Genomic DNA, 10,987 nt, shown 5'->3' on the forward strand with positions numbered 1-10,987 from the left:
CCTTAATTCCTTCTTTCAAAACTATACCTATCAATCGTTTCCCCTTTTTTTAAGTTTCTTCTCTTTTTGTTAAGAAAGATCCGACTAATGGATAGCTTGATAAGGGGGGTGTCTGACAACTTTTAACGCCTCCCTACTTACTAAATCTGGTTATTAAAAACTGATTATTTATTCTCCCTTTTGCATGAGTGCCTATCCTGATATGTAGCCTATACTCAACGGATTTAGTATTAGGTATAGACCTCGACCTAATATTATCTCAGGCAACTAGACCCACTTTCTGCACTTCTTAACATTCAATTGATAATTTTTACTAATCTATTGCTGACAAACCTTTGCCAGTAAAAATTATAGCTACAATGATGGATTTTTTATTAAGGTGAAGAATTGTAAATTTTTTTCTCAGAAAAAATCAATTATTGAAAATGTTCTTAATAGTAGTTTATACAATGAAGGTTTTTTGTCAAAACATCTTGGGGAATGTAAAAATATATAAAAGTATATGAAGATGTGCGGAATGTCGGCCCTGTCTGTGGAGATTTTAGATAGATAGTTTGATATTCAACAAGAGGAAAATGGCATGAACACAAATCACAACCAGAGTTATGGCCGGTTGAAATGGAAAGCGGTGTCGGCGCGGGAGGCCCAGCACCTGAACGAGCAGGGAGTTTCATCGTCAATCCCCCAGGGGCCGAAATTCCTTAAAGAGCTACCCCCCGATAGCGCAGTGTACGAGCCGAAGCAGCCGATCACAAAGAAACTTAAAAAGCTCATCGACGATTACGCCTATGGGGGAGCCTTCCAGAGCGCGATCTTGAAGATAAGACAACAGCGCATCCCCGAACTCGATCGGATACACAACCTCTACCAATTTTACTATTACATCGATGCCCTGGTAACGTGGATCCCCGGGTTGCGGGTCTGGGAATGGCAGGGCGACATTTACCACGAACGCACAGATTATCTGCACCTGACGCAGTTCTATTACTACTTCAACCAACCCGAACTCGTCTCCCTGCAAAGCCCCATCGCTCCCTTTACCGGCGAGGCTCTCACACCGCTATCCCTCTGGCTTCGGGAATTTGCGGTCGAATGGGGCGAATTTCTCGACACACCCGAATCGGCCAACCATCTCGTAACCTATAAGTTCGGGCCGGAATATACCTACCAGGACTACAATGGGGGCGAAAACGGGATCGAGAACTACAAGACATTCAACGAGTGGTTTTCCAGAACTTTCAAGGATATCGATCGACAGCGCCCAGTCGCCCAGCCAGACGATCCTCGGATTATCGTCTTCCCAGCCGAGTCCACTTTTGTCGGCCAATGGACTATCACCACTCCAGCGGGCGAGCCGATGCCCGCAGAGTCCTCAATCGTGGTCAAGCACGTCGAATGGCCTATCCCAGAACTGTTAAAGGGTTCCGAGTATGCCCAGGATTTCGAGGGCGGCATTCTCGTCCACAGCTTTCTCAATGTCTTTGACTATCACCGGCAGCACGCCCCGGCAGCGGGCAGGATAATTGAGGCTAAATTTATCCCAGGACAGGTTTACCTGGATGTCCAACTTGACCTACTCGATGCTGAGGGACGTGCCGATGAAAACTCATCCTTGGCCAACGTGGCCATGCCGCACCGTTATCTGGATGCACAGGATGCCACCGACTATCAGTTTGTGCAGTGCCGTGGGCTTTTTGTCCTGGAAACCGCTATCGGCAAGATCGCCGTACTGCCCATTGGAATGGCACAAGTATCCTCCGTTGTGTTCGTCAAACCAGGGACGCAGGAACTCATCCGTCTTACCCAACAGGAAAAGAAGGGGCGATCTTATGATGAGCAGGTGGCACTGATCAACGAGAAGGTGCGCCAGGAGGTGGTGGGAAAAACGGTGTCGAAGGGCGAGATGATCTCGACTTTCCTCTTCGGCGGCTCCGACATCGTGATGGTATTCGAGCGTCAGTCCAACGTCAACATCACGGCTACGGTAAATGTTCACTATCCGGTGCGGAGTCAGTACGCCTATTCAAATATCGCCAAACTGCTGTCGTTTTGAATGATGGGTTGAAGCAAAGGTTCTTCGAGTGCCTGGTTCACATCCAGGCGCAGAATTCCGAGCTTTAGCGCGGGGAGTGTCAATTGCGGTATATAACTAAAACCGAGAATTTCTAGAATCGGTTGTATTAATTCTGCTTCCGTTTGCGCTTCGTTAAGAGTCGGCAAAATTGCCTTTTTTTGTTGATAAAGACTCTCTAAGCGGGAAAATGCCACCGATACATCCTCTTGCCATTCCGGAGAATCCAGCGGCCGATGCTCAAGATAGTGTTGAGAAAAAAGCGGTTTATTCCCTGTTTGTCCTGACATGGCCGATTATCCTAGCATTGAGGGTATCTAGCCTAAAAATGAAGGGTTCGCAGGCAGGCACGGATTCCCATTATACAAAAAGTATATGTCAAGTCTCCGATTTTGTCAAGGGTTTTGGCAAAAAAAATCGCCTCTGGGAGGTGGGGGTGAAAGGTATCACCCCAGAGAAATATTAAACGCCAAAAGACTTACCACAGCCACAGGTTTGACTGGCGTTGGGATTAGTGAATTGGAAACCACCGCCGATCATCGCGTTGCTGTAATCTAACATGAGACCGTAGAGATAGAGCAGACTTTTTTTATCAGAGACAATTTTAAAGCCATCGTAATCGAAAACCTCATCTTGGGGGCCAATATTGCTAGGATGCTCAAAATCCATCATATAGGACATTCCCGAACAACCACCTTGACGCACACCCACGCGCAGACATAAATCCTTGCCCTGTTGCTCTTTGAGCATGGTAAGGTGTTTGAGGGCAGCCTCACTGAGTAAAATTCCTTTTCCTTGAATCTGAGTAGCTTGTGTCATCTTTAGCAGGAACTCCTAAACGCAGTTGAAGGGGACATATAAAACTTTACCTTCTCCTATCCATCTTAACGATAGTTGAGGGCTGATGACTGGATTACTTCTTACTTTTCCCAGTCTCGCAGAAGTTATAGGGCAAAAAGAAGCAAAAAACTGGGATTATTAATTAAATAGGGTTGCCAGAGACGACTAGGTTCTTGAAACAAACCATAGAGCCATTCTCAGCCGATTTTCGTCACCCAACAGGGTGCTTGAGACAATTCACCTTCCCTGGGGGGACGATAATCAAATCAGGAAAACGCTGCCTTGGCGATGCCGAAAAAGCAGCCGGAAAAGAGCCAAAGAAATTTACTTTTCTAAGCGAAGATTAGCACCGCTGCTATCGGTGCGATAAACCCAGGTTTTTTGGTTATCAGTCAGAATAATTCGCCATCCTTGCACCAGTGCTTGAGTACAGAATTCTCCCGGTTTAGCTAATCCTAAACAACCATCGGGCCAGGTTTGTGGTTGTGCTGCTTGAATTTGCAAGCGATTAACCGATATCTTGGTTTTCCGACTCAAATCTTGACGGGTGGCGGCGATAACCGAATTAGGTGGCTCAGGAGATGCTAAACTAGGTGGTGCTAAGAGGAGAGAAAGCAGACTCATTAGCATTAAAAAGCCAGTTGCTCCCTGAATAATTCTCGTTTTACCGATTGGTACTTGCTGGCTTCGGCTAAAATTTTTTCTAGATATCATCTTTAGTCTTGCCTCTTTCTGGGGGGTGATAGTCCGAGGGAATCTTCCTGTTTATTATCAGTGTAACCGATACTATGTTCCCGCTCTGGTTTTCAAGCAGAAGCAGCAGTCACTCTCAGTTTTCGTTGTCATCTCCTGAAGACTTCCGCCTCTTTAAGTGGCGATGGCGATTAAAATAGATGAGGATGAACTATCTTAGATGGATGGGCTTATGTTATCTTTTTTCCTCCGTTGGTTGATTACCGCCGTCTCTTTATTGATTACAGCGCAAATAGTACCCGGTATAGAAATTAAAAATTTTACCGTGGCTTTGATAGCTGCTGTCGCTTTGGGTTTAATTAATGCTATTATTAGACCCCTGTTGATTCTTTTTACCCTGCCTTTAACTATTTTGACCCTAGGGTTGTTTATTTTTGTGGTCAATGCCATTTCCTTTTCTTTAGCCTCCTATTTTATCAGTGGTTTTGAGGTAAAATCATTTTTTGCCGCTTTATTCGGTTCGATCGTGGTTTCGATCATTTCAGGAGTTTTAAATGGCATTTTCGTTGACTAAAGTGGGCAATAATTCGGTTGTTTAAAACAGCTTGGCTTACTGTGATTGATTAATTTCTGATGTGGAGACGTTGATTATAATACTAAATCTGTTTTTAATAGTACGATTAACTCCCAAGTTATGGATTGTTTCTCCCTTCTACCCGCTCCAGCACTCCCCTATATCTGCTAAACAGGATTTAGTATAACAACGTCTCTCTAATTTTTTGGGGATGAGAAAATCTCGACTAATTTGCTGTGGCTTTTGCAGCCAGAGCAAGTTCAATTACTGTCCGGGATGATCTGATCGGAAAAAACAAATATAATGATATTAATTAGATTAATAATAAGCTTTCTCAAGCATCTTTCTAGACAAAATAACCACAGGAGAGCCAACGGGAATTGTTGAGCTAAAGAGATTAACTAATCTCCAGTCAGTTTTTCTTGATTCCCCTACACCCTACACCCTACACCCTGATCACTAAAAATCGATGAACCAATTAAACTTAGAAGTTGCGGGAAAAAAAGAACGTTTAGATGCTTGGATGGGGTCACAATTGCCCGATTTATCGAGATCGAGACTGCAAAAACTGATAGAACAGGGATATATACAGTTAAATGGTCAAATTTGCACCAATAAAAATACTAAAGTTGGTCAAGGTGATCACTTAAAGATTACCATTCCCGACAGTCAACCCCTCGAATTAACCGCCGAGGCGATCGAGCTTGATATTCTTTACGAAGACGACTATCTGATTATTATCAATAAACCTGCCGATTTAGTGGTTCATCCGGCCCCCGGTCACGAATCGGGAACCTTGGTCAACGCTTTACTGCATCACTGCCCAAATTTAGCCGGAATTGGTGGAATTCAACGCCCCGGTATAGTCCACCGCTTAGATAAGGATACCACGGGCGCGATCGTTATTGCCAAAACCGACCAGGCCCATCAACACCTACAGACACAATTAAAAACCAAAACTGCCCGCCGGGAATACATCGCCCTCGTCCACGGTGTCCCCAAAACGGAGACAGGTACAATTGATCTGCCGATCGGTCGTCACCGCAGCGATCGCCAAAAGATGGCTATTATTGCCGTGGAAAAAGGAGGTAGAAATGCCGTCACTCACTGGCAAGTCAAGGAAAGACTGGGCAACTACACCTTAATGGAATTTCGTCTAGAAACTGGCAGAACTCATCAAATTCGCGTTCATAGCAGCCAAATCGGTCATCCGATTCTTGGGGATCCCCTCTATAGTTCAGGTCGTTCTATCGGGATTAATCTACCCGGGCAATTACTCCATGCCCATCGTTTAATTTTAGTACATCCGGTCACGGGAGAGAGCCTAGAAGCGATCGCTCCCTTACCCGCTATTTTCCCGAAAGTTTTAGCTATTTTACGGCAGAGAAACCCCTAGCGCACAAATTGCGGCATAATCTCCGCTGCTGTCCATAATCCGTAGATACCGCGACGATGCAGGGAAACCCCCGCTTTCAGATAACCGAAAGCCGGCCCGCAGACATTAGCCGCCATACTGGTTTCATCACCTAAAGTGAAGGTATGGGTGGAAATTTTGCCTTCAAAAGTCCGCCCCGTGACTTTAACATTGGTACTTAAAGGCTTTTTCGGGTTGCGCGTATCCACCACACCCCCGACGGAAACCCGATCGCGTCCACAAATTCCAGCCAATTCCAGCATAATATCGTCTGCGTGTTCCATATTTTCGAGGCTAAGAATGCCATTGGTTTTATTTAACAGCATTTCCACTTCCGCATCACTCATCTGGTGGGCTGTTTCTGGGTTGTAACCGGGTAAATGGGCGATATCTTCGCGAATAGTGGCACGATAAGCCTCCCAGTTGGCAATTCCCACGCCAAAGGTAATTTTAACGCTATGAATCTCTGCATAACTCTGGGCAGCTAGGGCAGCGGCCGCAGTTAACAGTCCGGGGGTAGCACCGCAGCCGGTCATATAGGTGATGCCGGCGGCTTCTAGGTCTGCTTGTAGTGCTAGGATTTGTTCCATGGCGCTGGTACGTTTGAGGGCATCGACTAAAACCCCGCGCCAACCTAAGCGAATGAAAGTTTTAGCGATATCGGCCATGAAATTGTTAGGTAAATTCGGTAAGGCGAGAAAATAGCCCTCTACGTCGGCAGTTTTGATTAATTCCTCGATACTGTTCTCGCTGAGACTGCCGTAATTTTCCAGATAACCGATCGAACCCCGGTCATGATAAATTTTGTTACAGGTATTGACATCTAGACCGTCTTTGTGGTATGCAAAACCGGCTTTATCGGCGGCGGCAGTCCAGAGCATTTCCTGTTTGGGGGCGAGAATTCTAGCGGCAGCCTGTCCCAAACCACCAAAACCTAAAACACCGATCCGAAGGCGATCGCTGGCTATTTGTTTATTCATATTTGTTCTGATTCCTATAGACAAAATTCTATGATCTCGGCGGTCGTGGTTCGCCGTTGCATCTCCTTTATTTTCAATTTATCGCTTCAGGTCGTCTTTTTTGTGTAGTTTTGTTAAATTATGCCCACTAGGTTAAAGTTCGCCCTTGACGATGAAGAAAAGTTACGGGAAACTTACAAAAAATGAAAGTGGTTGGCCGAGATAATATAAAGTTTTGCTAAAATTTTAACCAGATTGCTACGATTAGCAAACTATCGTAAATTAAAACGATAGGGAGCTTTGCAAACCCCAGATTACGCCGAGAAGACCTATGAGCATGGAAAGCCTAGAGTTTATCATCTATCCCGATGGTCGCGTCATGGAAAAGGTGACAGGCATAGTCGGTTCATCTTGTCAAGAGGTGACGGCGGCGATCGAGGCACAACTCGGGCAGCTGATGTCTCAAGAGAAAACCTCGGATTATTACCATCAAACCGTCAGCCAGTCAGAGAAAGTCAGCAACGCAGCCACTTTTAGCGACTGGTAATTTTTCATCTTTCCCGATCCCTTTATTTAAGCCACTGAAAAACCATGTCACACTTTAGCAATATCAAAACCAAAATCCGCGATCTATCCTACCTAAAAGCCGCCCTGAGCGATATGGGTATGGAATGGAAAGAGGGTTCCCACCCCGTCAAAGGTTATCAAGGTCAAACTTTAACCGCAGAGGTGGTAATCGAGCAAGATAACAATTACGATATCGGTTTTCGCTGGAATGGTAACGAGTACGAGTTAGTTGCCGATTTGCAATACTGGCAACAACCCCTAACCGTAGAAGGATTTTTAAGAAAAGTAAATCAAGGTTATGCCTACCACACCATTCTGGCAGAAACTGCTAAACAGGGTTTTCAGGTGGCAGCACAGGAAAAAAATACTGATGGTTCTATTCGTCTAGTGGTACAACGTTGGAGTGCCTAATGGCTGATTTTTCTCCCGAACGCTCTGGTTTTGAACCAGAGTTAGGGGGATTCCTAAGAGATTCCCCCGATCGCACTGGTTTTGAGCCTGAATTGGGTGGTTTACTGCGCCAGAAAGCGGTTTACGTCGATGAGGTCACTTGTATCGGTTGTAAACACTGCGCCCACGTTGCCCCCAACACCTTTTTTATTGAAGGTGAATACGGTCGCTCTCGCGTCTATAATCAGGACGGTGACGAAGAAGAAATTATTCAAGAAGCGATCGAGACTTGTCCAGTCAACTGTATTCACTGGGTTAATTATAATCAGTTGTCATCCCTTGAGGAAGAACGCAAACATCAAGTGATTAAACAGTTAGGTTTTCCTCAGATTCACAAGAAATTTAGCGCCGAAGATTTAGATCTCTAGGGTGGATAGGTGCAGCCTCATCCACCTATTATTTCCGAGCAGTCATGGCAGCGGTTCTCGATCGAATCCGCTACAGTTCTTAAATGAACACCCAACTGATTTATTCTCTCGCGCGAATTATTCTCTCTCTCTCCGAGGAAGAAAGAGAGTTACTGGATCGAAAAATTGAGAGCAAACAACGCGAAAATTTGCAGATTAACGCTCAAATTTTGGATTTAGAAAACCTGGTCAAGCAATAGGAAAATCAATATCCCATGAGTTCGAAAGAATTCTATCCTAGATTTCGTTCTGGTAAGCTAGGGGACGATATGGATTATTTCGAGTGGAATGTTTATTATGAAATGCTATTGGCAGCTAGAAAAGAGTTAAGTTTATGATCAAATTAGATGGAGATAGCCGATTATATTCGCAAGGTTAAACGGAAATTATCTGAGAGTTCGATTGTGAACTCTTTCACGATTGTCGATGAAAGAATTTTATTCGATCGAGGTTATTTCCGAGCAATAGTCCTTCGATTTCAAGACAACAACTGTATAAAATTGAACCACTGAGATAAATCATGAATCCTAGAGTTAAAGAAGTTATCCCTTTGCCAAACTATCAATTACAACTCATCTTTACTAATGAAGAAAAGAAAATTTATGATTGTTCACCACTGCTCGATTTTGCCATCTTTCAAGAACTTAAAAACAAACAGTATTTTAATCAAGTAAAAATTTTAGATGGTACGGTAACTTGGCCGAACGAACAAGATATCTGTCCGGATACTCTCTATCTTGACTCCATTTCCCAAACCTAGAACAGTTCGATCGAGGAAACCCAACAACAAAAGTAACGCTCCCACTGATCAGATTTTCTTTCGCTACAGCCTTTCTCAGAAAGATGAGGTTAGTTATTGTTGCTAAAATACTTGATGAGTAAGGATTACTCTGTACTTCATCTCTAGGAGAAAGAATGAGAAATTTTCTACTTACCCGGTGATTGCTGTGGGGAGGGAAAAGTTAGAGGCAATCGGGGCAAAATGATAAGTATTTTATATGCAAATACCTTCAATACTTAAAAATATTTAAATTTACAATTAGTAATATTTATTTTTACTTAAGAATTTATTGAGAATAATTTCTATTTATTTACGAGGTGACAATACTTCCAGCGATTTTGGTATAATTTCGAATTATGCTATGGTGGTTTTTTCTGTGCTTTTTTGGACTTCTCAAGGTCTAGCTTGCCTTGAAACCATTGCTAAATCTAGACTTTCCCTTTTAGCCAAACCAAACACTTTCGCCAATTATCCCTTTTTTCCCTAACAACGTTGATCTAATTTTTGTGTAGTTTTGTTGCAAAGTCAAAATTTTTTTGACAAAATGCCCAAATTGTGATAAGGACGAAATGACGGGATTTAGCATCATCTCTAGCTCCAGTGTTTCCTAAAACCAGAAATTTCGTACCTCACCCTTAAGATAACAGCTAAGTAGTGTTTGTTCAAAAAGGCCTAGGATGGGGTCAGGCAGAAGGCAGCAGTTTAAGGCTTTGTTGCTCTCCTTTTTTGTACCAGTTTGCCTACTACAAGAAGGATAATGCAAGGTTTTTGAAGGTCTCAATCCTATTTTCGCAGCATGAACATCGGATTTTAAAAGGTCAAAAGTCTTATTTTAAAAGGGTTCTACCATTATCTAGCAAGCCCTAATTACTATAGCGTTTCCTAAGCTAGTGAGGTACACCTATTTTCTTCCCTTTTGCCTTTTGCCTCTTGCCTTTTGCCTAAAACCCATAACTTTTGTACCTCAGCAGACTGAAAAACGCTATATCATAATATTTCTTCTCAAAAAAAGAGGAGAAAAAAGCAAGTTCTGCCTTTCTCTCCCCCAGTCTAGCGATTAATTACATTGAAACAGTAGTGAGTAATTTTTAACTACTATTCACTGCCTTAGTAAGCACCGTTATTTTTGGGAAAAACCACAACACCGATAGTTCTAAAGATTACCCAGATATCGGTTAACCAGTTGCGCGAATTAACGTAATACACATCCATCTGCACCCGCATGGGATAGGGGATGTCATTACGTCCAGAAACTTGCCATAAACCAGTTAAACCGGGGCGAATAGTTAAAACTTTGTCGATGCGATTGCCATATTTCTGCAATTCTTCGGGAACTAAAGGCCGCGGACCGACGACGCTCATATCTCCCCGCAGGACGTTCCAGAACTGGGGAAACTCGTCTAAACTGGTTAAGCGGAGAAACTTGCCAATCCAAGTTATGCGGGGATCATCCTTCAGCTTGAAATTATCCTCGAATTCCGCTCGCAGTTGGGGAGAGTCTTCCATCAGTCTCTCTAATACCTTATCCGCATCCATTACCATAGTACGGAACTTGATACAGTTGAAATGCTGGAAGTTTTGACCGACGCGCTTCTGCACATAGAAGACCGGACCGGGGGAACTAATCGCGATCAGTAAGGCTAAGATTAAATAAAGCGGCGAAAAGAAAATTAGAACCGACAGGGAGAAAACGATATCGAATAATCGTTTTGAGGTATCGCCGTCTAAAGCTATTAACCAAGATTTTTGATGCCGTCTACCAGAGACCGAAGGTTTGAACCCTCGCTTCATCAAAGCTTGTAGAGCCTTGACGGAGATAAGTTGGCTATTAGCAGTCATCTTACTCCTTCACATCACACACACCACACAGTACCCATGATAAAGCCACAAGACTGAAAAAACAAGTCTTCAGGCCAATAACTGGCACTGGCCATTTTAGAACTTTTGTACTAAAAAATCTCTAATTAGGGTTTGCGGCAAAAAGTTTGTTGGTGGGGTTAGGAGTCAGCAGTCAGCTTACTGTTCACTGAGAAAACTTCCCGCTCTCCTATAGCTTTTAAACAGGATTTAGTATTGTAGGACGCTTTTGAACCAGCAATTCTCATTTTAAAAAGTAACAAGTGATACAGACAGAAACAAAGCTTTAAGCAAGCTACAAAATGCGCTCCCGCGAGTGCGACTGCATCGCAGAGAAGTGAGTATATAGAGTATTTATACTCAAAATATTTGAA

General features: G+C 43.5%; 15 protein-coding genes and 2 pseudogenes. 10 read left to right on the forward strand and 7 right to left on the reverse strand.

Annotated elements, in window-relative coordinates; all coding sequences use genetic code 11:
* The first annotated feature begins 580 nt into the window (after positions 1–580).
* Positions 581–2,053: a phosphatidylserine decarboxylase gene (locus IM462_RS20095; protein ID WP_287704383.1), complete on the forward strand. Its 1,473-nt coding sequence runs from the start codon at positions 581–583 to the stop codon at positions 2,051–2,053.
* Positions 2,054–2,130: 77 nt separating this feature from the next.
* Here IM462_RS20095 and IM462_RS21140 read toward each other — a convergent pair.
* Positions 2,131–2,361: pseudogene (locus IM462_RS21140) on the reverse strand (hypothetical protein); the annotation flags it as partial.
* Between IM462_RS21140 and IM462_RS20105 the strand changes: the two are divergent.
* Positions 2,262–2,537: a hypothetical protein gene (locus IM462_RS20105; protein WP_287704387.1), complete on the forward strand. Its 276-nt coding sequence runs from the start codon at positions 2,262–2,264 to the stop codon at positions 2,535–2,537. The pseudogene IM462_RS21140 and the gene IM462_RS20105 overlap by 100 nt on opposite strands.
* On the opposite strand, the gene IM462_RS20110 is transcribed toward IM462_RS20105, so the two are convergent.
* The 3 genes and pseudogenes from IM462_RS20110 to IM462_RS20115 form a co-directional block, all read right to left on the reverse strand.
* Complete coding sequence (locus IM462_RS20110; RefSeq protein ID WP_002747572.1) at positions 2,534–2,890, reverse strand: iron-sulfur cluster assembly accessory protein; 357 nt, start codon at positions 2,888–2,890, stop codon at positions 2,534–2,536. The two genes, IM462_RS20105 and IM462_RS20110, sit on opposite strands and share 4 nt — an antisense overlap.
* Positions 2,891–3,015: 125 nt before the next feature.
* Positions 3,016–3,096 (reverse strand): annotated as a pseudogene (locus tag IM462_RS21320) (hypothetical protein); the annotation flags it as partial.
* A gap of 139 nt (positions 3,097–3,235) precedes the next feature.
* On the reverse strand, positions 3,236–3,625 hold the full coding sequence (locus IM462_RS20115) for a DUF8738 domain-containing protein (protein ID WP_287704389.1): 390 nt from the start codon (positions 3,623–3,625) through the stop codon (positions 3,236–3,238).
* 211 nt (positions 3,626–3,836) lie between these two features.
* Between IM462_RS20115 and IM462_RS20120 the strand changes: the two genes are divergently transcribed.
* Positions 3,837–4,178, forward strand: a complete 342-nt coding sequence (locus tag IM462_RS20120) for a phage holin family protein (RefSeq protein ID WP_287704391.1) — start codon at positions 3,837–3,839, stop codon at positions 4,176–4,178.
* A gap of 469 nt (positions 4,179–4,647) precedes the next feature.
* Positions 4,648–5,574 (forward strand): RluA family pseudouridine synthase, encoded by a 927-nt coding sequence (locus IM462_RS20125; protein ID WP_287704392.1) that lies wholly within the window; start codon positions 4,648–4,650, stop codon positions 5,572–5,574.
* On the opposite strand, the gene bioU is transcribed toward IM462_RS20125, so the two are convergent.
* On the reverse strand, positions 5,571–6,572 hold the full coding sequence (gene bioU / locus IM462_RS20130; protein WP_287704394.1) for a (S)-8-amino-7-oxononanoate synthase BioU: 1,002 nt from the start codon (positions 6,570–6,572) through the stop codon (positions 5,571–5,573). The two genes, IM462_RS20125 and bioU, sit on opposite strands and share 4 nt — an antisense overlap.
* Before the next feature lie 310 nt (positions 6,573–6,882).
* Here bioU and IM462_RS20135 point away from each other — a divergent pair, with 310 nt between their 5' ends.
* From IM462_RS20135 to IM462_RS20160, 6 genes are all read left to right on the forward strand, one after another.
* Entirely contained in the window at positions 6,883–7,098 is a 216-nt protein-coding gene (locus IM462_RS20135; RefSeq protein WP_002752708.1) for a DUF2997 domain-containing protein, read from the forward strand.
* A gap of 44 nt (positions 7,099–7,142) precedes the next feature.
* On the forward strand, positions 7,143–7,529 hold the full coding sequence (locus tag IM462_RS20140) for a DUF1257 domain-containing protein (RefSeq protein WP_002762644.1): 387 nt from the start codon (positions 7,143–7,145) through the stop codon (positions 7,527–7,529).
* Complete coding sequence (locus IM462_RS20145) at positions 7,529–7,936, forward strand: ferredoxin (RefSeq protein ID WP_108937259.1); 408 nt, start codon at positions 7,529–7,531, stop codon at positions 7,934–7,936. Before IM462_RS20140 ends, IM462_RS20145 begins: the two co-directional genes overlap by 1 nt.
* An 83-nt stretch (positions 7,937–8,019) precedes the next feature.
* The gene (locus IM462_RS20150; protein ID WP_287704396.1) at positions 8,020–8,175 is read left to right on the forward strand and encodes a hypothetical protein; all 156 of its coding nucleotides are present in this window, start codon (positions 8,020–8,022) and stop codon (positions 8,173–8,175) included.
* A gap of 15 nt (positions 8,176–8,190) precedes the next feature.
* The gene (locus tag IM462_RS20155; protein WP_287704397.1) at positions 8,191–8,313 is read left to right on the forward strand and encodes a hypothetical protein; all 123 of its coding nucleotides are present in this window, start codon (positions 8,191–8,193) and stop codon (positions 8,311–8,313) included.
* A 182-nt stretch (positions 8,314–8,495) separates the two neighbouring features.
* Positions 8,496–8,735 carry a DUF2442 domain-containing protein gene (locus IM462_RS20160; protein WP_287704399.1) on the forward strand — a complete coding sequence of 80 codons (240 nt, stop codon included), beginning with the start codon at positions 8,496–8,498 and terminating at the stop codon, positions 8,733–8,735.
* Between the two features lie 1,128 nt (positions 8,736–9,863).
* Here the strand turns inward: IM462_RS20160 and IM462_RS20165 are convergent.
* Positions 9,864–10,595, reverse strand: coding sequence for an undecaprenyl-phosphate galactose phosphotransferase family protein (locus IM462_RS20165; RefSeq protein WP_151696515.1), 732 nt, complete (start codon positions 10,593–10,595; stop codon positions 9,864–9,866).
* 158 nt (positions 10,596–10,753) lie between these two features.
* The coding region (locus IM462_RS20170) for a hypothetical protein (RefSeq protein WP_287704402.1) at positions 10,754–10,987 on the reverse strand (234 nt) is incomplete at its 5' end.

This window comes from Microcystis sp. M144S2 (genome assembly GCF_020246065.1).
GTDB classification, from domain to species: domain Bacteria; phylum Cyanobacteriota; class Cyanobacteriia; order Cyanobacteriales; family Microcystaceae; genus Microcystis; species Microcystis ichthyoblabe_A.